Genomic DNA, 21,158 nt, shown 5'->3' with positions numbered 1-21,158 from the left:
AATATTAAGGATAGAAGATGAAATTTAAGACCTTAGCGCTTTCATGCGCGGTTGCTTTAGGACTAGGTGCAACAGCTGTTAATGCTGCTGACAAAGAGATTCGTTTCGATGGCTTCCCTGATTTCGATAGCAGCCTGAAGGTATTACTGCCTGATTTCGAAAAGGAAACAGGGATCAAAGTGGATTACCTTATGAACAATCACGGTGACCACCACACGAAACTAACCACTAACCTGGCAACAGGCTCTGGTGCAGGTGACGTGATTGTTGTGGACGTTGAGAAAATTGGTCCATTCGTAAGTTCTGGTGGCCTAGTAAACCTGTCTGAAAACTACGGTGCTGATAAGTACCAAGAGCGATTCGCACCATATGCATGGGCGCAAGGTAAAGGCGCTGACGGCGACATGTACGGTATTCCTGTCGACCTTGGTCCTGGTGTTATGTACTACCGCACCGACGTATTTGAAAAAGCGGGCATCAATGTAGAAGACGCAATCAAAGATTGGGATTCATACATCGCAGCTGGTGAGAAACTAAAAGAGCAAAACGTACAGCTTATCGCTTCAGCCGCCGACGTAGCACAAGCAATCATCTTTACTACAGTTCCTGAAGGCGAAGGTCTTTACTTCGATAAAGATGGCAATCCAGTGGTGACATCTGAGCGTTTTGTTCACGCTTTTGAAGTGGCAAAAGAGATTCGCGACAAAGGCTTAGATGGCCGCATTCTGGCTTGGTCTAACGAATGGTACGAAGGCTTCCGCAACGGCACATTTGCAACTCAACTTTCTGGCGCTTGGCTACTTGGTCACCTAAACAACTGGATTGCACCTGAAACCAAAGGTAAGTGGGCAGTAGAAAACCTTCCTGATGGTATCTACGGCAGCTGGGGTGGTTCGTTTCTATCTATCCCAACGCAATCTGAAAACCCAGATGAAGCATGGGCGCTTATCGAGTACATGACGACGGACCGTGAAGTTCAACTTAAGCACTTCGAAACGATTGCGGCTTTCCCTGCGAACGTAACGACGTATGACGATGAGTTATTCCAAGAAGAGATGGAGTTCCTAGGTGGTCAGAAAGCACGTCTTCTATTTGCAGAAGTGGCACAGAACATCAAGCCAGTATCTCCAGCTCAAGGCGACCACGTAGCACGCTCTATAATTTTAGAGAACGCATTGATGGAAGTGCTTGATGAAGGTAAGGACATCGAGACTGCATTGAAAGAGGCAGAGCGCCTAATTAAGCGTCGTACGCGTAATCTTTAATTTGTTATTACTTTGAGTAAGTGAGGAAGCGTGGATAACGCGCTTCCTTTTTTAAGAGGTCGTTACTATGAATCATACAGCGAGCACAACGATAGAACCTTCTGAGCAAAGCCTTTTTTCTCGTCTGAATTTGAAAGCGCTTACACCGTATGGATTCCTTCTGCCGTTTCTGATCATTTTTTCTGTATTTGGGATCTTCCCGCTGTTGTTCTCTGTTTACCTGTCGTTCCACGAATGGAACCCAGTACAGGGCATGGATGCAATGGAGTTCGTTGGTTTTGAGAACTATCACATTGCCTTGACTGACCCATGGCTATGGCGTTCATTAAAGAACACATTATGGCTAGCAATCACATCGGGTGTTGCTCAGCACTTAGTCGCTATTCCAGTGGCTTACATGTTGGTTTCAATGGGTGACCGTATGCGTCACTGGCTAACATCGGCGTACTTTCTACCGTTCATCACATCAACGGTCGCAGCGTCACTGATTTTTTTCAATATGTATTCTCCTAACTCAGGAATTATCAACCAAACGCTAATGGCATTGGCCGATAGCACGCTGTTTGGTTGGGCGTTTGCTTGGGTTAACGATTTTCAACCGATCCGCTGGTTAGATGATGCCACTATGGTGAAGCCGTCTATCGCGATCATGGTTTTCTGGAAATACACCGGTTTTAACATCGTCCTTTACACCACTGGTTTAATGACGATTCCTAAAGATATTTTAGAAGCTGCTCGTATGGATGGTGCGAATGCCTTCCGCCGCTTCTGGAACATCTCACTACCAATGATTCGTCCATTCATCTTCTTTGCAATCACCATGACCATCATCGGTAACCTGCAAATGTTTGAAGAACCGTTCGTTCTAACGCGTGGTACAGGTGGTACGGGTCAATCTGGTTTAACTATCTCTATGTACCTCTACAAAGTGGGTTGGGAATGGTTAGAAATGGGCACAGCGTCAGCAATTTCATGGCTTCTGTTTGCACTGATCGCGTCTTGTACTTTGGTTCAATTTTTATTCTTCGGTAAGAAAGGCTTAGGGGAACATTAAGATGTCGACATCAATTAAGACAAATACCTCACCACTAAGTGGCCTAATGCCAAGCGAACGCACCATGTACATCATGACTAAGATCTTGATGGTCATGCTCGGCATATTACTGATTGTTTCCGCAATCATTACGGTGTTCCCATTTGTGTGGTCTGCACTGCTTTCAACACGTGACCGTTCGGAGATCTTCGGCTCGGGCATCAGCTTTGCGATTGGCGACAGCCTAATGGTGAACTACGCAAAACTGCTGGAAATCATGCCGTTTTGGAAAGCGATGTTTAACTCGATTTACGTGGCTTTCTTAGGCACAACCATCTCGCTGCTGTTTTGTAGCATGGGTGGCTACGCGTTTGCTGTGTTTAAGTTCCGCGGTAAGAACGTGTTGTTCGGCATGCTGGTTGGCTCAATGGCGATTCCGCCAGTGCTTAGCTTGATCCCTTACTTCATGATCGTGAAATTCTTAGGCTTGTTGGATAACCACATGGCGGTATGGCTACCGTTCACAACCACGCCATTTGGTATCTTCTTGATGCGTCAGCACGTGATTGCATCGATTCCTAAAGAGCTATTAGAAGCAGCGAAGTTAGATGGTGCAGGTGAGTTCAGAACGTACTGGAGTGTGGTACTGCCACTGATGAAACCAGCACTAGCAACACTCGCTATCGTGCAGTTCGTCTTCTTCTGGAACATGTTTATGCAGCCTCTTGTGGTGCTGAACAACCCTGACAATTACGTCATCACACAAGCACTACGAAGTGTTCAAGGTATTCCGAATACGCCATGGGGCGCGGTAATGCTAGGTACCACAATTTCTATTTTACCACTCGTGATTACATACCTGCTCGCATCGAAACAGATGATCAGTGGTTTAACGTCCGGCGCAGTTAAAGGTTAGGTTTAAGGGTTATAACAATGAATAAATTTCAACTTCCAAGTGATTCAAAGTTACGCAGTAAGGAATTTGTATTCGGTGTCGCGACATCTGCATACCAAATTGAAGGCGGCGTTGAAGAGGGCGGTCGTACACCGTCTATCTGGGACACGTTTTGTAAGACGCCAGGTAAGGTAGATAACGGCGATAGTGGTGATGTGGCGTGCGACCACTACCACTTGTGGCAACAAGATATCGAGATGATTCAAGGCTTAGGTGTTGATGCTTACCGTCTGTCAATTGCATGGCCACGTATCTTGCCGCAAGACGGTGTGGTGAATCAGCAAGGTCTGGAGTTTTACGAGCAGATCATCGATGAATGTCATGCCCGTGGAATGAAGGTGTTCGTGACACTTTATCACTGGGATCTACCGCAATACCTAGAAGACAAAGGTGGTTGGTTAAACCGTGAAACGTCTTACAAGTTTGCTGAGTATGCAGAAGTGGTGAGTAACTACTTTGGCAATAAAATTGATGTTTACACCACATTGAACGAACCGTTTGTATCTGCGTTCTTAGGCTACCGTTGGGGCGAGCATGCACCGGGTATCAAGGGTGAAAAAGAAGGTTTCTTAGCCTCTCACCACTTAATGCTAGGTCATGGTTTGGCGATGCCGATTCTTCGTAAGAATGCACCTCATGCTAAGCATGGTGTGGTATTTAACGCGACTCCGGCTTACCCACTGACACCGCAAGATCAAGGCGCTGCAGACTACTGTGAAGCAGAGAACTACCACTGGTTCATCGACCCTGTGCTAAAGGGTGAATACCCACAGCCAGTAGTCGACCGTCAAGCGATGAACATGCCGATGATTCTAGAAGGCGATCTAGACATCATAAGTGCACCGGTTGATTACATCGGTATCAACTACTACACACGTAATGTCGCTCGCTTCAATGAAAATGGTGACATTGAATCAGTAAAACAGACTGACGCAGAACACACTTATATCGGCTGGGAAATCAATCCACAAGGCCTAACTGATTTATTGGTAAGACTGGATGCTCGTTACGAAAATATGCCGCCTATCTACATCACAGAGAATGGTGCAGCAGGTAACGACGAGCGTGTTAACGGACAAGTGATGGATGACCAACGTGTTCGTTACTTCCAAGGCCACATTGAAGCAGTTCACAACGCCGTTGAAGCAGGTGTGAAAGTTGATGGCTACTTTGCGTGGAGTCTAATGGATAACTTTGAGTGGGCATTCGGCTACTGCCAACGCTTTGGCATCGTCCATGTTGATTACACCACCCAAGAAAGAACACTGAAACAGAGCGCAATTGCGTACCGAAACATGCTTCAAGAGCGCGTTGAGGAGAACAGATAATGGCTAAAGTAGAATTCAAAAACATCAAGAAATCATTTGGTGATGTTGAAGTGGTTAAAGAGTTTGATTTTACGGTCGAAGACGGTGAGTTCGTGGTTTTCCTTGGCCCATCTGGCTGTGGTAAGTCGACTACCCTTCGCATGCTAGCAGGCCTAGAAAGCATCAGTTCTGGTGACATCGTGGTTGGTGGCAAAGTGATGAACAAGGTTGATGCCAAAGACCGTGACTTAGCAATGGTATTCCAAAGCTATGCATTGTACCCACACATGACGGTTTACGAGAACATCGCTTTCGCTCTGAAACTGAAGGGCATGCCAAAGGCAGAGATTGACGTAGAAGTACGCAAAGCGGCGAAAATGCTAGAGCTTGATCCGTTACTAAACCGTAAGCCAAAAGAGCTCTCTGGTGGTCAGCGTCAGCGTGTAGCTATGGGCCGCGCGATGGTTCGTACTCCGAAAGTGTTCTTGTTTGATGAGCCGCTATCTAACCTCGATGCAAAACTTCGTGGCGTGATGCGTGAAGAGATCAAACACCTACACCGCGAGCTGAAAACGACCACGATCTACGTTACACACGACCAGATCGAAGCGATGACGCTAGCAGACCGCATCGTGATTCTGAAAGACGGTTATGTTGCTCAAGTGGGCACGCCAACCGAGGTGTTCCAACGCCCAGCTAACAAGTTTGTCGCGCAATTCATTGGTAACCCGTCAATGAACATGTTGGAAGCTAAGCTGATTGAAAAAGAAGGAGAATTCTTCGTTGAACTTGGCGATGTTCATATCCCACTGCCAGAGCGCTTTAAGTCTCTAGCATCTAAAAACCTAGCGCTTCACTTTGGTGTTCGTCCAACAGACATCCACCTACGTGCTGAGCAAGTTGACCACGACCGTGTGCTGCCATTCCCTGTGAAAATCAAAGACAAGGAACTGCTAGGTGCGAGCATTCTTCTGAAAACAGAAATCGGTGGTCAACCGCTGATGGTTGAAACCCAAGCCGCTGAAGTGGATGTGAAAGAACTGACACTTTATTTGGACTTGGATGCTTTCCATCTGTTTGACGCACTGAGCGAGAACTCGCTAGCGAGCTAGTCAATTTAAGTCAGCCAACGAGCTGATACCACTCTACTTACGACAAATTGTTTTGGCTCCTCCTGATTTGGGAGGGGCTAGGGATAGTGATGATGAAATTCGGATATTTTGACGATAAAAACAAAGAATACGTAGCAACCACGCCGTGTACACCGATCAAATGGTGTAACTATGTAGGTACATTAGATTTCGGTGGTATTGTCGATAGCAACGGCGGTGTGTTGTTGTGTAAAGGTGATCCGGCACTGAACCGTATCACTAAGTACATTGCTCAGCTGCCAAACTCAGATTTCAAAGGCTCGACCATGTACCTCAAGGTGCGTGATGAAGCGGGCAACTTGGAAATATTTTCACCTTTCTACACACCAACATTGAAGCCGCTGGATAAGTTTGAAAACCACACAGGCTTGTCTTACACCACCATCATTGCAGAAGCGTTTGGTGTGCGTTGTGAAGCGACCTTCTTCGTGCCAAAAGCAGACCAAGTTCTTCTACAAGACATCAAAGTCACCAACATTTCAGACAAAGCGCTGCACGTTGATGTTGTGCCTGTATACGAATTCACACACTTCGATGCACTTAAGCAACTATTGAATGCGGATTGGGTTCCACAAACCATGACGCTCAAAGCACACCAGCAAGAGTCGGGTCATACCGTGCTTGAGCAGTATGCGTTCATGAAGCGAGACTATGCGGTAAATCTGATGACAGCGGATCGCCCTGCGACTTCATTTGACGGTGATCGCCAATCATTCCTAGGTCAGTTTGGTTATGGCACTTGGGCTGCGCCGCAAGCGTTAGAAAACGATGAGCTTGGCAATACCGAGTGTCTGCGTGGTGACAACATCGGTGCACTGAATCTGCGTTTAGGTTGGTTATCTCCAGAGCAGACTGAACGTACCGTTGTACAAATTGCACAAGAAGAGAGCCTAGAAGTCGCGCAACCTTTACTGGCTAAATACCGTGACCACCAAGTGGTTGACTCGGCATTCGCTGAACTGGCTGAGCACTGGGATTCTTACCTACAAGCGGTTCAGGTTGAAACGCCAGACCCTGCTATGAATTCGATGCTTAACGTACACAACCCACGCCAATGCCACACTACTAAAAACTGGTCTCGTTACCTGTCTCTGTATCAGCTTGGTTATGGCGCACGCGGCATCGGTTTCCGCGATTCTTCACAAGATACATTGGGCGTTATTACTCATATGCCAGAAGAGGCGCGCGAGTTCATTGAGCGCCTGCTATCGGTGCAAAACACTAATGGCTCTGCGATGCACCAGTTCTTCCCATCGACCATGGAAGCGAACGCTGGTGACTCTCGTGAAGAAGAAGATCGCCCGGATTACTACGGTGACGATCATCTGTGGATCATCTACGCAGTCACTCAATATGTGAAAGAGACAGGCAATGCTGACTTCTTGAACAAAGAGATTCCGTTCTACCAAAAAGATAAAGCGGGCAACCCTGTAGAAACAGGCACCGTTTGGGATCACTTGTGTCGCGCGATTAAATTTACATACACCAACACCGGTGAGCACGGCCTACCATTATTAGGGTTTGCAGACTGGAATGACACGGTGAACCTGCCAACAGGTGCTGAGTCGATGATGGTAGCTAACATGTACGGTAAAGCCCTGCTTGATATGTTGGACCTTTGTGAGCTACGCGGTGAGGAACAACCAACAGCTCAGTTCAAAGAGCAATACCAACAAATGCAGAGCACTGTGAATGAATGCGGTTGGGATGGCGAATGGTTTGTGCGTTACTTTGATGAGCAAGGCCTGCCGATTGGCTCTCATAAGAATGAACAAGGGCAGATCTACACTAACGGTCAAAGCTGGCCTGTGATTTCTGGTTTCGCAACGCAAGAGCGTGCGACACAAGCGCTAGATTCGGTTTACAACAAGCTGAACACGACCAATGGTATCAAGCTTTCAACTCCTGGTTACAACGGCTTTGATCCACAACTTGGTGGTGTTTCGACATACCCACCGGGTGCGAAAGAGAACGGCGGTATTTTCCTTCACTCAAACCCGTGGGTGATGATTGCAGAAGCGAAAATGGGCAATGGCGAGCGTGCTTACGAGTACTACCGTCAAATTAACCCGGCTTCGAAGAACGACGATATTGATACCTTCGAATCGGAGCCATACTGCTACCCACAAAACATCTTGGGCGACGAACATAAACAGTTCGGCCTAGGTCGTAATGCATGGCTGTCGGGTACTTCATCTTGGACATACGTTGCAGGTACTCAGTGGATTCTGGGTGTTCGACCTGAAATTGATGGCTTGCTGGTGGACCCTTGTATCCCCGCTGAGTGGCCTGAGTTCAAAGTCCGTCGCCAGTTCCGTGGTGCAACATACAATATTCATGTCACGAACCCGAACAACGTGTGTAAAGGTGTGGTTGAGATGAAGGTCAATGGTGACCTGATTTCAGGCAATAAAGCACCGGTATTTACATCGGGTGAGCACACGGTGGAAGTGGTTTTAGGTTAACAAAGAGAGGGGCGCTTTATGCGCCCTTTATTGCTCTTTCGTTTGGTTATTTTGGTTGATAGGTGGCTTGGCATTGCCAAGTGAAGGTTTGAGACTGGTTCGGGTTCAGCGTCAATAAGCCAATCTGGTTATTGAATGCATCGGCAGGGCAAGTCATGGGCTCTATCGCAATGCTCTGTTCACTCGTTGGAGTATAAAGCTGAACAAATGGGTAGCTCGCGTCTTGTTGGTAGTGAATTGCGGCAGATGAATCTGAGCGTGTCAAAGTCAGTTGGTTGGTCGCAGTCGCTTCGAATTCAAAGCAGTGATTTAGGCTTTGATTAATAAGATCTTCACTCAGGGAGGAACGCTCAAAAGCACGCTTGTCACCATTGGGTAGGTCGTTCTCGTGTACGACCTCAGCGCAAGGCGACATGGTCAGTTCACACTGTTCTAGGTCATTGCTGAGCGAGAAGTAAGGGTGCCAAGCATCACCGAATGGGAAGGCATAATCACCACAATTAGAGACGGTTGTTGAGCAAGAGAGCTTACCCGTTGTGTAGATGGTGAAGGTAATTTCAAGGTTAAAAGCAAACGGAAAACCTGGATGTAAAGACGACGTTTGATACTCAAGCGTCACACTGGCTGACTGATCATTGGCTACGCTGTTTGTTATTGAAAAAGGTTGGTTATAGAGAAGGCCATGTACGGCGTGATCAGACCAAGGAAAGTTAGCTGGGAGTTGATGGTTTTGGCTGTCGAAACTGTAGCGACCTAAGTTTAAACGGTTTGGAAAAGGAAATAATTTAGCGCTGCGGGAAAAGAACGGATGTTGGTTGATCAGTTCATCATAATTCTGATAGCCACAAATAAAAGAGAATGGACTGTTATTCACAATGTATTTATTTATAACAGCACCAAACCCATTGATTATTTGAAGTTCTATACCATGCTGCTGATTTATTAATGTGACAGAGTCAATATTTCCAAATTTTTCATTTATAATTTTAAACATGTTGATGTCTCCATTTTTTGAAAGATATTAACAAGAAGAAAAAAATATTCAATGGCGGTTTTAACATGAATAATAAAATTCCATATTCAAGCTATTCAGGAAATTCAGAACACTTGTGTACAAAGGGCGACGCAGTTGAATTTATTCAACCTTGGTACACGCCAATTTCTACGACACCAGAAAATACAGGTATGGCGATCGGTGGGATCGGTAATACCTTTACACTGACGCCAAATGGTAACACGCCAAACTTCAGTTTTATTCCAGGAATATTTGTCGACTGCTCAAAGCAAGTTATTAATTTTAATGATTTTTATGCGTCAGTGATGGATGGGCCTGCCATTGAAACGCTTCAGGTTCTTAATGAGCAAGAGCTTAGCGTTCATCTGAATTTTTACCCAGCGCTATTCGATGGAAAGAAGATAGATAAAGAAAATATTTCGAATGCGATTAACCTCATTCGTGCCGCATTAGAAAATGGTAATTTCTATAAAGAAAATAAAGATAACTTTATAAAGTGGAATGTCGAGTTTTCTAATAAGACCCAATTATTAATTGAATCCGATTCATCGTCGATTGATTGTCAATTATATGTAGCCTTAGATTTCTTTAATGGTTTATTAATAAATGATACAACGAGACAGCTATCACTAACTGCGGGAAATAATAGTGATATAGAAAGTGTTAATGGTAGCGATATAGAATATAAGGCTTTATATCCATTAGCTGAATATAAATATAATAGTTTTGATGGTATTAATATAAAGCGAAAAGTAGTCTCGCCGATCGTTAAAGAGGATAAGCGTCTCTGTTCTTTGCCGATGCACTGGAACCACTTCCAGATTACTAATGAATCACAGCAAACACGCGTGATTACGCTTGCTCAACCTCTACAAAACTTGATTGGTTCAACCTACCGAAAAGGTCGTGATGGGATTCAAGATTCGGCGTGTACCTTATCTCAAAACCCGATTGCTCAGCAGCATCAAGCAGTGAAGGTCGATGGTGAAAGCCACGGTTTTACTGGTGTTCAGCTCACTAGTCAGTCGCCTTATCAAAGTGACATTGAGGGTGAGGTGGTGTTTGGTGTTCAAGCCGAAAACCGTTTGACTGAATCTGGGAAGGTATCGGTGTCTGTTAAGCCAACGCTCTATACTTCTAAAGTGAGCCAGCAAACCGAGTTCGCATTGAAAACCGGCCGCACTAACGCTGAATTCCAAACAGGCATTTACACAGGGCGCGAAGCATTGAGCGCACTAGTTGTGGCTCAGGTTGAACTGGAGCCGGGTGAGTCTGTAGACCTGCGTTTTGCTCAAGTGATGGCACATAGCAAAGTGATGCTTAATGGCTGGAACTCGGACAAGGCTTATACGCAATTCTACCCTCAAGCGAAACCAGCCTTACCGATGTTAGAAGATGTTTTACCAAAGCTTGAGGTGATTGAGCAGAAGATCGTTGAGCAACAGATTGCTTTCCTAGAGCAAGCTCAAAGCAAGATATCACAGCCTGAATCGGCACTGCGCTATGCGACGATGGCGATGAACTCACTATCATTCCTTGCTGAATCAACAGTATGGGATAAAGAAGATAAGTTCCTGGTGAAAGAGTGTGTTGATTACCCATTCTTTAACTCTCTGGATGTGTATTTCTACGGCTCATTTTCATTGCTCTATTTGCTACCTGAACTTGATGGCTGTGTGATGAAAGAGTTCTCAAAAGCGATTTTGGCTGAAGATTTTACCCAGCGCCGCTACTGGGAATATGAAGCGACACCGAATGCTGAATTGATTGATGAAAAGTACCAAGGTGTGCGCGCGATTCGAGGTGCAGTCATCCACGATTTGGGCAGCCCGTTCGATATTCAGCCTGACGCGTATAGTTGGCATAATGTTAAGGAGTGGAAGGACTTAGCACCGAAATACATTCTGATGGTGTACCGTCACTACCAAAAAACACAAGATATATCAGTGGTTAAAGAGTGCTGGCAAGCCGTAACAGAGAGCATCGATTTCTTGTCGAACTTGATTGCTGAAGGTGACGATTTACCGCTAACCCGCGGTACTGACGACACCTTTGATAACCTTGCGTCTCACGGTATCTCTATTTACTGTGCGAGCCTCTGGGTTGCAGGTCTTCAAGCTGCAAGTGAGCTTGCAAAATTGATGGGCGAACACGATCTAGGCGCGGGTTATCTAACACGTTCGAAAAAGGCATTAGCAACAGTTGAGCAGAGCTTGTGGGATGAGAAAGAGGGTTATTACCACTTCTTCGTGACGCCAGTCCAAGCTAAGCACCTTACTGGTGAAGGCTACCAAGCTTTGGAAAGTCTGGGGTTGGTTTTAACGGGGGATGCGATTGTCGATAAGAATATGCTTAACGATTATCTAAACCAAACCGATACTTCAATAAACATCGGTAAGGTAGCTCAACGTGTTTCCAAGAAACGTTTGTTGAGTGAAACGGCACCTCAAGCTTTCACACAAGAATATCTAGATTTGGTACCCGATTCAGACAATAGCTTTGGTGATGCATTGCTTGCCGATAGCTATCTCAAACTGATTGGCCTAGAGGGTATTTTCCCGAAACAGCGCATTCAGCGTGCATTGGACTATGTTTATAAACATAACTTCGAGATTAACAGCCCTAAACTTGGGGTGGCGAATATGACGCTCGCCGATGGTTCGCCGCATGAGGCCTTTCAGGCGCAAGACGTGTGGATTGGCGTGCAGTTTAGTGTCTCGACAGCGTTGAGTTTAGCGGGTAAGTCGCAGCAAGCAGAAACATTGATGGATACTGTGTATACCGCGCTGTATGACTATTCAAAAATTCCATTTGCCGCACCAGAAGGGTTCAACTGTTCTGTCTCATTTGATGAGAAAGATCTTTCAGAGTCTTTTAAATTGTCACAAAGTGATGCGAAAAAGTGGATTAATGCACTTAAATTGCAAAACTGTGTGCTGTCTGACGGTCGGGTTAATCCTAGCTTGACGAAAGACAGTGATAAATTTGTTAATATGGTTCAAGGTGAAATTTCAGCGGAGCAAGCTACGGTTCTTCACATGTGGCTTCTGAGCACAGGTTTGAAATATACCGCAGGTCGCTATTTCCGACCGGGGATGATTTTCGCCTACTTATATTAATTAAAGAGTATGAGTTTCAACTCGAGCAATGTTGAGTTGAAACTGATGGGGAGCTTTAGGGCTCCCCTTAATGTCACTGGGTTAGGGTATCGAGATGCGCACTAAAACTAAAAAAACCACCGTATACGATGTAGCGAGGCTAGCTGGCGTTTCGCCAAGCACGGTTTCTCGTTTTCTTAATCGAACAACCTATGTCTCGGATGATAAAAGCCAGAACATCGAACAGGCGATCAAAGACACCGGCTACAAACCGAATTTTCAAATGCAGGAAAACAGTAATCGCCGTTCATTAACGATTGGTGTATTGGTACAACACCCTGATAGCCCTTATACCAGTCGTATCCTTAACGACATGGAGAAAACCCTGATAGCCCAAGGCTATTCGTTGGTGATAGCTACCGGGCATTGGCAAAAAAAGCTTGAGATACACGCCTTAGAGTATCTAGCTAAGAGTAATGTCGATGGCATGATCATCGTGACAGGGAGCATTACCAAAGAGGATATTGCCAAGTACGCACCAGACACTCCTGTGGTTGCGGTGGGCTATGACATGGTTGCGGATAATGTTCGTTCAATTAACATTGATAATGTGTTGGGTGGCTACATGGCAACCCTCCATTTGCTCCAACAGGGGCACGTGAATATTGCTCATATCAAAGGGCTTTCAAGCCAACCAGATGCAGGTAATCGTTTTGAAGGCTATAAGAAAGCGCTTCAAGAAGCGGGCATTAAGGTGATGCCAAAGCTCGTCAAGCAAGGGGATTTCAGTAGTGAAACTGGCTATGAGAAAACCGTGGAATTAATCGAGTCGAAGATTCATTTTTCTGCTCTATTTGCCGCCAATGATCAAACGGCTTATGGGGCGATTAAGGCGCTCCACGATCACGGCTACAAAGTGCCAGAAGATGTGTCTGTAATAGGGTTTGATGACTTGCCTACGTCGAAGTATTTCACGCCAGCATTGACGACTTTGAGACAGCCAATTGAAGAGATTGGTGAGGTGTGTGCTCAGTCTATTTTGAATTTGCTTTCAGGTGAGAGACATGAAGCGCGACTACCACCGATTGATTTACTTGTTAGAGAATCGACTAAGTCTTTGTATCGTTAATTTTAAGATGATCACCAAGGTGTTACGCCCTGAAGTACTCGTAGTCGACACTGCCGTTATTGAGTCGTACGACGACTTCTAAGTTTTTAAGCCTCAGAACTATTTTCTGCACCAAGTGATAAAAACTCGCGTCGATGCTACCAGCCAATCGCTTGACCTCTTGCGTGACAATACGTTCCGTTTCTATTTTTGGGCTAGTATCAACTGAAGCTGCTGACAAGCTTTGGCGTTGACTACTTGCTGGTGAGATGTGTTTGTCTTCATCTTTTCTCCCTTGTGCTTCTTATTTCGCACCAATTTAATTTTCTTTGTACCAGTTAATGTCATGACAACGTAGATCTCGGCTCGTTAAGCGGTCAATTCGAAGATTGAATATAAGAGCAATAAGAAGAAATTAGAATGTTGTTTTATGCAATTTTCCAAAGATATCTTAGGGCTGGAACTTGATTAGGTGTGCTTGATGGAGTTATGTGAGAGGGTTGACAACGGTTTAAATCACTGAAACCTGCCCATTTCATACAAGCTAACTACCTGATTTCAACAATCTACAGTAGCTAGCTTGGTATGTTAGGAGTTTAATAAAAATTTTCTAAATCAGAATAAGTTTGAGCTCCTCCAAGGTGTAGATATTGAGTTTAAGCTCAGAGAGATCTTCACGTCTTGAAGCTTACTTAAATCATGAATTTCAAAATCTTTTAGCTTGAATGTCCAATTAGATAACAATGTCGGTTTAAAATAATAAGGACCGAAGTCTTCATCAATGGCGCCATCTTCTACTATAGTGTTGTGTGATCCCACACTGTTATAGGAATAAAACCTATACTGAGGGCTAGTGTTGAAGGTGTAGCTAGTCCCTAAGTATGTATCTTGGAATTGGCCAGTATGGCTCACCTGGAACTTATAATAGCCATCGGGCAAGTTATTACCTACTAGCTGAATACCAATTTTGTTAACTCTGATTCTATCTCTATCCTTCAATGTGCCACCAGCAAAACTGGAAATATTATATTCAAATGGATTTTTTTGAAAGCTAACATATTTATTGTTATTAATACTAATGGTAAACTCACCACTTTCTTTTAAGCTTTTGACAACATCTTCGTTTTCTAACGGGAATGTATACTCATAATTTTGAGGATAAGAGTTAAGGCTACTTAGATGATCTATTAGATCTTGGTTCATTGTTACCAAGTTTTTATTATATTCATCGTATGTTGAATTTAACTTAGGAACAACGGAGCTATTTTTAAATGTATTGTATTTTAGGGCCGCGTTATAATTTAATTGAGTTGTGTACAATGGCCTTTTGAAAAAGTTATAGCTCCTGAATAGGTACTTTTGAACTTCTAACATGTTAGACTCATCATCTTCTATTTTTTCAATTAAAGCTTCAACACGTTCTAGATCTTCTAGAATAGCTGTTTTTTCGAGCTCTAACTCTACAACCCTAGCAGACATTTGAATTAATGCTAACTGAGTACCAGTCACAGCAGAGCCCCAAGTCATTAATCGATCAAGAGATGCTCGATAAGCCTTAGCTCCTCTTATTGATAGCGCTTCGGCAGCTCCAAGCATTTCTGAAATATCTTGCTGAGTGAGTGTCCAATTCAGTGCAGAGGATTCTAGTTCAGGAATGGCTAAATTGATATCATTCATCTGCTCACGAAGATCAGCCCCAAACTTCTGCTCTTTGACCATTTTTAGAATAGCAGTAATATTATCACTTAATTTTTTGATATGACCTATATTTTCAGCTAGCTTCTTTAAATTTTTAACATCAAAAACAGTTTCTTTAACATCACTTGCTATTTGATCAGCAGAGTCAGCAACGCCACCAACATTACCTGTAAATGCTCCAATAAATGCTTGACCTAGGTCAGCTAGGATAGATAAACAGTTAAACATAGTTTCAATGACAAAATTAGCTTGGTACTCAAGTATGCCTTTTTGAAAGTCTTTTTCTAGAACTTCAACAATAGACTCTTGTTTTTTAAATTCTTCACTTCGTTCTTCTATAACTTTCTGGTAGCTGTCGATTTTTTTGTTTTGGTTATCTATTATTCCCTGTTGCGCTTCTAAAGCACTTTGTAGATGACCCAGCATTAGTTGAGCTGCATCTTTTCTAGTCTCGATATCTAATGTATGATCTTCGAACTGGTTATATTCATCTTGAAATGAAGACATTGAATCAAGGATTATCTGATAAGAATCAGAATAGACATTCATTTTTAATTTTGGAACATAATTACTTGAATTATTGTTCATTTCCAAAAATATTTTTATAGCTTGAATAGAATTGTATAATCCTGCTAGGTTAATATCTTTATCCAGTAAAGATTGCGATTTACCTAAAATATCTGAGTACCAAGATAACATATCTAAACTCAAATTAGGTACTTGATCGTAAATAGATACACTCATATCAAATGCTTGATCAAATATAAATTGATGATTTTTGTTAGAAGATGTTAAATAGCTGTTGATGTTTAAGTTTTCATCATTATAATCCGTAGGGGATTGGTTTTTTTGTTTTACATATCTGTAGTGACGGCCATTTTCTAGGTGTACTTGATTAAAAGAATTTAACGTATTAATAGAAATTCTAGTATCAATTTCATTTGATATAACATTAACCATAGCCCTTGAATCTTCAGAAGCTGATAAGTTTACTGAGTGTTCACCAGTTATCTTCCTAGCTAAGATTAAAACTGACTGATTTGATATGTCCGAGACAACAGGAGAATCAATATTTATTGTGTCAGCAATAATAATAATGTTTCTAGCATTCTTGTTAGATCTTAAAAGTTCAATTAATAAATCAGAGTTAATAAGCATTCCTTGAATAACACCATCCTTGTAGGATGTTGTTTGTTCTATATCCTTATAAGAGGATGGGTACAGCTCATCTTCAATGAGATTGTAATAGTCTGTAAAAGGATTCGCACTCGAACTATTGGAAGCTAAAATGATACTTAAAGCTAAAATTGTTTTTTTATACATTTTTTTCTCAACATAAACTTAAAATAAGCAAACTTAAGTTTGCTTATTAAAATTATCAAACTGCTATTTAGTTAAAATTGATTTTTTTAGTTGGTGCTTCACTTATAAATGCATTTGCAGCCCATTTATTAGCGACATTACCAACTTCAGCCCACAGTGCCTGAACAGCTTCGACTTCAGTCTGCGTATTCCAAGCTGCAGTCCAGTTATCTGGATCATTCAGTACATCGTCAGTGTCAATACCATCAATAGCTTGTATCGTCGTATCTAAAGTATTGGTAATATCGGCCCAGCCACCTTGTAATTTTTCAAGTGATTGGCGAGCAGCCCCCATAGAGGATTCAATATTATGCATATTACCTGTCGCAAGTGTCCAAGAGGTGTACACTTTTAACTGAGTATCAAGTTCTTTCTGTTTTTCTTCAAGCTCTTGTTTTTTTGCTTCTAATTCAGCCTTAAACGCGATTGCTTCTGCTGAACATTTTGCAGCACAGGTAATTGCAGCAATCGTACCCCAAGGTGGAATCCACGCATATGTAAGAGTCGTCCAAGAAACGGTTTTCCATTTTACATATTTTGCATTGAGAGCATCTTTTTCCAGTATTAAGCGTTCAATTTCAGATTTTAGAATATCCCCGTTATTGCCAAGTTCATCTTGATAAGCATCTTCTAATCGATCTAGCTTAGTTTCGGACTCTGTTAAAGTTAATACGAATTCACCTAATTTTTCATTAAGTAAACCAGCTTTATCATTAAATTCATGAGTTTCATTACTCATTTTTATGAGTTGTTTTTTAAATGCAGATTTATATCTATCAAACTTTTCTTGATCATCATATAAGGCGGCATCATACATTAACTCTGCAAGACTTGATAAAGCATTAGATTTAGAGTTAACTTGTAAGGAATAGTTTTTAAGGTCATGTGCCAGTCTAACCATTTGATCTCGATAACCATTAGCTCCTAGCCATTCGATCGAGATATTATGTATATCTTGATAGTTACTTAATAGCTGAGGATATACTCCAACAAACGGTAAGTCACCTAGCTCAAACTCCCATTTCATGTCTTGTTCTGTATGAGGTAAGCTATATGCCGTTTGTGCAAAAAATTGAATGTCTGACCATTCGTCAGTTGAAAGTATGAAGTCGCCGTTTTCTTCAAATACTGTCGGGTCCCCCAATAATAGACCTTCATTGGCAATCTGAAATGATTGGCTCTGCCCCGAATAATTTTGTGACTTATAGGTGTTCATTGTGTTTTGTGCTGAAAATACAGAAGTACTTTGTAGTGCTGCAATCGCAATGGTTGTTAAAAGTATCTTTTTCTTAAATCTCATATTAAGTTTCCTTTTAGTGGTATGTTCTTATTGTTACGCTGTTTATAAATTCTTGGCATTTCTCACTCAATGCCAGCCAGTTATCACCAAGTGAATCCGCTGTGTATTCAGCTAAGATATATCCCACAGTGGGATCTTTTAAATCACAGTCGAGTTCTTCAATTGTTGATATCACTAGCTCCATAGAGCTGACAAAGGCTTGCCACTGCCCAATTAGATGGCCTAAGCTATTGGTTGCTGGTCCGATTAACATATCGGTTGATTGGATACTCTGTCTGGCTAGTTGCCATGACCTGAAGATTTTTAACCCATGATCTAATGAGATTTCCAGCTCATTTAGTTCTTGTATTTTTTCTTCTCGTTGGCGATTAACTTCTGCGGCTTGCGACCCGTAAACTCCTGCGACAGCAGGCGCAATGAACCAGCCCCAGAAAGGTACCCAGGCATATGTTGGAGTTGTTGCAGCGATGGTTACAAGCCTCGCATATTCTTTATTTAAAGCATCTATTTCCTTTTTAAGATCCTCTATATCTTCTTTTATTGAGTTTTCATCATAATTCCCAATTAAGTCTCCATACCTAGATTCTAAAGTTTCTAAGTCTCTCTGTTGGCCTATTAATAATGTTTGAAAATCAATCATTTCCCTGGCTAATTTCTCAGCTTCTTCTGCACGAGGTATAGCGAATTTGAGTTGCTCTCTGAGAAGCATCACTAATGGCCCTTTTGTATTTTCGAATAGCGTTGAATTTCCTATATCTGCAGCATATTGAAGATTTTCTATCGACCAATAAATAAATTCCATTATTCCTCCAGAGAAACTACACCATCCAGACATTGCTTGAATGTTGTCTAATAAACTACGGAATGTTTTGTTATTCCATTTCTCTGCGGATTGCTTGAGTTCTTGGTAGCAGCTCATTAACCAATCAAAACCAGAAACATCTATGTGTTCAGGTATAGAAAACTCTGTTGTAAACTCTTTTTCTGTTGTTGGCAGTGAAAGAGCATGTGTGATATACATCTGTATCTGTAGCCAGTGATGATCAGTCAATATGAACTTTCCATATTCATCAACAAACACCCCTTTTCCAGCAAACCTATCTACATCTGAATTTTCCTTATAAATATCAACACCATTTTTTAAGCTTTTAGATAATGCTTCCATAGGTAAAGTTGAGCAAAATATTGAGGCTGTAATTCCTTTTAAAATAAATCGTCTTTCCATAAGTCTCTCTAATTCTTTAATATTTTTTTATTAATATATACAAATCCCCTTTATTTATAAAATTAAAATTAATGCAAGAATATCCTTTTAATAAAAATTAATTATATATTTTTTCTATTGATAGGCGTTTATGCTTTTTTGTTTTTTATATAACGTTGTACTTGTTATATGATTTCTTTATTTATTGATTATTATTTTAAATAAGCTTTCACATACAAATAATAATTTAAAATCAGTAGAGGTATTAATAGGTGCTAATATTCGTAATCTATATGTTTTAATGTTCGAATTTGATTAGTGGATAAAGATTTCCAATCAATTAATTGATGATGTTGTCAATTTTTGTTGGTTATCGCTTGCTTTGTTAACCTTTCTTTTTTCATATGATTTTGTGAACGTCATAGAGTGGGGGCTAACGACATGATGTGGCAGGAGTAGTTTTTCTGATTTGGAAACTTTGTCGTGTAATTAAATTTACAGATAGAGCTATTCGTATCGTTCTTAGTCAATACGAACAGTTTTAGTCATATTTAACCTAGTAAGCTTGTCCAACGCTTTGAGTATCATTGAGCTCTCATCTATCACGCTGTCCCATGGTTAATTTGTATACTTGCGTCCACACATTAATCTCCTCCTCATCGTTCCAAAAGATGAAAGAACTACATTTAATGAGTAATGTATTTGATTGTGGCTATGTGTAGTTTACCAAGGTTGGGGGAAACAGAGCCTTGGCATTAGAGGAAAAATATTGTTGTTATTCAAGATGCTCAATACAAATCAATTTTATATCTTCATCTGATAGAGGCAATTGAGTTAAGCCGCATAGATGGGTGCCTTTAGATAAAGGTTGATTATGTTGACATGTGGCACATACACCAAAGGTGTGTAGACGGTTTTCATTCTGAATTGAACGCAGTAAAAGTTGCAATTGCTGTTGTAATTTTGCGCCATCGACGCCTGTATTTTCCTTTTTATTCGTATTTATTGCCCGTTTCATCAACGGTGGTGGGAACACGGTTTTTATTAGCTTCCTGCCCTGTTGCGATACGACTAAATGCGTCACCCTCTTATCTGTTACGTCAGGTTGTTTTATTAAGTAGCCTTTGGCTTCCAGTACTTTAAGACTTTGGGAAACCGTGCCTTTTGTTAAACCCAAGTATTCAGTTACGGCTTTTGGTGTGTCAGAAAATCGATTGCAAATTGATAAGTAGTACAATGCTTCAAAATGGATAGGCTGAAGGCCATAAGGCGTTAAATCGGCCCGCACTTCATTTCTAAGCAGATTACCGACTCTATCGAGTAAGTGATATAAAATTTCTGTATTCATGAATTAATAGTATCGACTAAAAACAATGTTGACAAGCGGGATTCTATACGATTATGCTATTTGGTATCGACTCGAAACTAAAAGACAAGGAAATGAAAACTTCTAAACTAGGTTTATCTATATTGGCAGTATCGGTAGTGTCAAGCTCTGGTCAGGTGTTCGCACACGCAAATCACACAGGTGGTATTAATTCTCAGGTGAGTTCTGGCATATTGGCACCATTTGACATCATTCACACCAAAGTCACGACTAAAGGGAATATCGCGACTTTTCATATGGCAGTCTCTGAGCGAGCTGGAGAGGTTAAGCCTACGGCAACAGGCAAACTTGCAGGTAGTAACGTGTTCTCTTACGTTTGGCCGACAACTCTCAACAGTAGTCTGGTTGGTTTCGACGATAATGCAGGAATACTCGCGCTAGCTGTGACGTCTCATCCAGATTTTGATGATACGCCATTGTATGACGAGAATGGTGATGGTAATAAAGCGAATGATGGTGATGTCTGGCATAGTCACTGGGTGGTTTTAGAGCCTAATGAGCAGTGCGGAGTTGGTGCACTTGGTGTGGTAAATATTCCTGAAGGAGCCAAGCCTAATTTACCCAAAACTTGGCCAGGTTTACCGATTTTGATTGATAGCCCTGATTATAAACCCAACTTCAAAGAAAATTCGGTTAATGTAAGTTTTCAGTTTGACAATGTAGAGGCGCTGAATTTGACACAATTTGACGGAGTTACGTCTGGTCTGAGAGTCAATGCTAGTGCACATTCACCTTTGCTTTGTGTGGTTGATGTTTTTGATGTTGCATCTGGTGATCTATCACTGCCGGGTAAAACGAACCAGTAGGAGG

14 protein-coding genes and 1 pseudogene are annotated in these 21,158 nt (G+C 42.0%); 9 read left to right on the top strand and 6 right to left on the bottom strand.

Annotated features, from left to right (window positions below; all coding sequences use genetic code 11):
- The first annotated feature begins 17 nt into the window (after positions 1-17).
- The 6 genes from BTO10_RS06110 to BTO10_RS06085 all read left to right on the top strand — a co-directional run bounded on the left by BTO10_RS06110 (position 18) and on the right by BTO10_RS06085 (position 8,176).
- Positions 18-1,265, top strand: a complete 1,248-nt coding sequence (locus tag BTO10_RS06110) for an ABC transporter substrate-binding protein (protein ID WP_105023946.1) — start codon at positions 18-20, stop codon at positions 1,263-1,265.
- A gap of 67 nt (positions 1,266-1,332) precedes the next feature.
- A complete protein-coding gene (locus BTO10_RS06105) occupies positions 1,333-2,319 on the top strand; it encodes a carbohydrate ABC transporter permease (RefSeq protein ID WP_105023945.1) in 987 nt (328 codons plus the stop codon).
- A gap of 46 nt (positions 2,320-2,365) precedes the next feature.
- Complete coding sequence (locus BTO10_RS06100) at positions 2,366-3,214, top strand: carbohydrate ABC transporter permease (RefSeq protein ID WP_181143965.1); 849 nt, start codon at positions 2,366-2,368, stop codon at positions 3,212-3,214.
- Between the two features lie 17 nt (positions 3,215-3,231).
- A complete protein-coding gene (locus BTO10_RS06095; RefSeq protein WP_105023943.1) occupies positions 3,232-4,581 on the top strand; it encodes a GH1 family beta-glucosidase in 1,350 nt (449 codons plus the stop codon).
- Complete coding sequence (locus tag BTO10_RS06090; RefSeq protein WP_105023942.1) at positions 4,581-5,672, top strand: ABC transporter ATP-binding protein; 1,092 nt, start codon at positions 4,581-4,583, stop codon at positions 5,670-5,672. Before BTO10_RS06095 ends, BTO10_RS06090 begins: the two co-directional genes overlap by 1 nt.
- Before the next feature lie 89 nt (positions 5,673-5,761).
- Positions 5,762-8,176 carry a GH36-type glycosyl hydrolase domain-containing protein gene (locus tag BTO10_RS06085; RefSeq protein WP_105023941.1) on the top strand — a complete coding sequence of 805 codons (2,415 nt, stop codon included), beginning with the start codon at positions 5,762-5,764 and terminating at the stop codon, positions 8,174-8,176.
- A gap of 46 nt (positions 8,177-8,222) precedes the next feature.
- On the opposite strand, the gene BTO10_RS06080 is transcribed toward BTO10_RS06085, so the two are convergent.
- Positions 8,223-9,170 carry an aldose 1-epimerase gene (locus BTO10_RS06080; RefSeq protein ID WP_105023940.1) on the bottom strand — a complete coding sequence of 316 codons (948 nt, stop codon included), beginning with the start codon at positions 9,168-9,170 and terminating at the stop codon, positions 8,223-8,225.
- A 65-nt stretch (positions 9,171-9,235) separates the two neighbouring features.
- Between BTO10_RS06080 and BTO10_RS06075 the strand changes: the two genes are divergently transcribed.
- Entirely contained in the window at positions 9,236-12,310 is a 3,075-nt protein-coding gene (locus BTO10_RS06075) for a GH116 family glycosyl hydrolase (RefSeq protein ID WP_105023939.1), read from the top strand.
- A gap of 94 nt (positions 12,311-12,404) precedes the next feature.
- On the top strand, positions 12,405-13,418 hold the full coding sequence (locus tag BTO10_RS06070; RefSeq protein WP_105023938.1) for a LacI family DNA-binding transcriptional regulator: 1,014 nt from the start codon (positions 12,405-12,407) through the stop codon (positions 13,416-13,418).
- Positions 13,419-13,485: 67 nt separating this feature from the next.
- On the opposite strand, the pseudogene BTO10_RS23345 reads toward BTO10_RS06070, so the two are convergent.
- From BTO10_RS23345 to BTO10_RS06050, 5 genes and pseudogenes are all read right to left on the bottom strand, one after another.
- A pseudogene (locus BTO10_RS23345) lies at positions 13,486-13,682 on the bottom strand (hypothetical protein); the annotation flags it as partial.
- A 330-nt stretch (positions 13,683-14,012) separates the two neighbouring features.
- A complete protein-coding gene (locus BTO10_RS06065; RefSeq protein WP_105023937.1) occupies positions 14,013-16,418 on the bottom strand; it encodes a hypothetical protein in 2,406 nt (801 codons plus the stop codon).
- Between the two features lie 67 nt (positions 16,419-16,485).
- Positions 16,486-17,757: an alpha-xenorhabdolysin family binary toxin subunit A gene (locus BTO10_RS06060; protein ID WP_105023936.1), complete on the bottom strand. Its 1,272-nt coding sequence runs from the start codon at positions 17,755-17,757 to the stop codon at positions 16,486-16,488.
- A gap of 13 nt (positions 17,758-17,770) precedes the next feature.
- The gene (locus tag BTO10_RS06055) at positions 17,771-18,982 is read right to left on the bottom strand and encodes an alpha-xenorhabdolysin family binary toxin subunit A (RefSeq protein WP_105023935.1); all 1,212 of its coding nucleotides are present in this window, start codon (positions 18,980-18,982) and stop codon (positions 17,771-17,773) included.
- A gap of 754 nt (positions 18,983-19,736) precedes the next feature.
- Positions 19,737-20,309, bottom strand: coding sequence for a MarR family winged helix-turn-helix transcriptional regulator (locus BTO10_RS06050; RefSeq protein ID WP_105023934.1), 573 nt, complete (start codon positions 20,307-20,309; stop codon positions 19,737-19,739).
- A 92-nt stretch (positions 20,310-20,401) separates the two neighbouring features.
- On the opposite strand from BTO10_RS06050, the gene BTO10_RS06045 reads away from it, so the two are divergent.
- A complete protein-coding gene (locus tag BTO10_RS06045; protein ID WP_105024251.1) occupies positions 20,402-21,154 on the top strand; it encodes a hypothetical protein in 753 nt (250 codons plus the stop codon).
- The last annotated feature ends 4 nt before the right edge of the window (positions 21,155-21,158 follow it).

The organism is Vibrio chagasii (assembly GCF_002954585.1).
Lineage (GTDB): Bacteria > Pseudomonadota > Gammaproteobacteria > Enterobacterales > Vibrionaceae > Vibrio > Vibrio chagasii_A.
Note: the sequence above shows the minus strand (reverse complement) of the source record. Positions and strands in the feature narration are given on the sequence as shown.

Excerpts from the sequence above, each read along its gene's own strand:
- BTO10_RS06110 (WP_105023946.1), top strand. The coding sequence starts at position 18 with ATGAAATTTAAGACCTTAGCGCTTTCATGCGCGGTTGCTTTAGGACTA.
- BTO10_RS06105 (WP_105023945.1), top strand. The coding sequence starts at position 1,333 with ATGAATCATACAGCGAGCACAACGATAGAACCTTCTGAGCAAAGCCTT.
- BTO10_RS06100 (WP_181143965.1), top strand. The coding sequence starts at position 2,366 with ATGCCAAGCGAACGCACCATGTACATCATGACTAAGATCTTGATGGTC.
- BTO10_RS06095 (WP_105023943.1), top strand. The coding sequence starts at position 3,232 with ATGAATAAATTTCAACTTCCAAGTGATTCAAAGTTACGCAGTAAGGAA.
- BTO10_RS06090 (WP_105023942.1), top strand. The coding sequence starts at position 4,581 with ATGGCTAAAGTAGAATTCAAAAACATCAAGAAATCATTTGGTGATGTT.
- BTO10_RS06085 (WP_105023941.1), top strand. The coding sequence starts at position 5,762 with ATGATGAAATTCGGATATTTTGACGATAAAAACAAAGAATACGTAGCA.
- BTO10_RS06080 (WP_105023940.1), bottom strand. The coding sequence starts at position 9,170 with ATGTTTAAAATTATAAATGAAAAATTTGGAAATATTGACTCTGTCACA.
- BTO10_RS06075 (WP_105023939.1), top strand. The coding sequence starts at position 9,236 with ATGAATAATAAAATTCCATATTCAAGCTATTCAGGAAATTCAGAACAC.
- BTO10_RS06070 (WP_105023938.1), top strand. The coding sequence starts at position 12,405 with ATGCGCACTAAAACTAAAAAAACCACCGTATACGATGTAGCGAGGCTA.
- BTO10_RS06065 (WP_105023937.1), bottom strand. The coding sequence starts at position 16,418 with ATGTATAAAAAAACAATTTTAGCTTTAAGTATCATTTTAGCTTCCAAT.
- BTO10_RS06060 (WP_105023936.1), bottom strand. The coding sequence starts at position 17,757 with ATGAGATTTAAGAAAAAGATACTTTTAACAACCATTGCGATTGCAGCA.
- BTO10_RS06055 (WP_105023935.1), bottom strand. The coding sequence starts at position 18,982 with ATGGAAAGACGATTTATTTTAAAAGGAATTACAGCCTCAATATTTTGC.
- BTO10_RS06050 (WP_105023934.1), bottom strand. The coding sequence starts at position 20,309 with ATGAATACAGAAATTTTATATCACTTACTCGATAGAGTCGGTAATCTG.
- BTO10_RS06045 (WP_105024251.1), top strand. The coding sequence starts at position 20,402 with ATGAAAACTTCTAAACTAGGTTTATCTATATTGGCAGTATCGGTAGTG.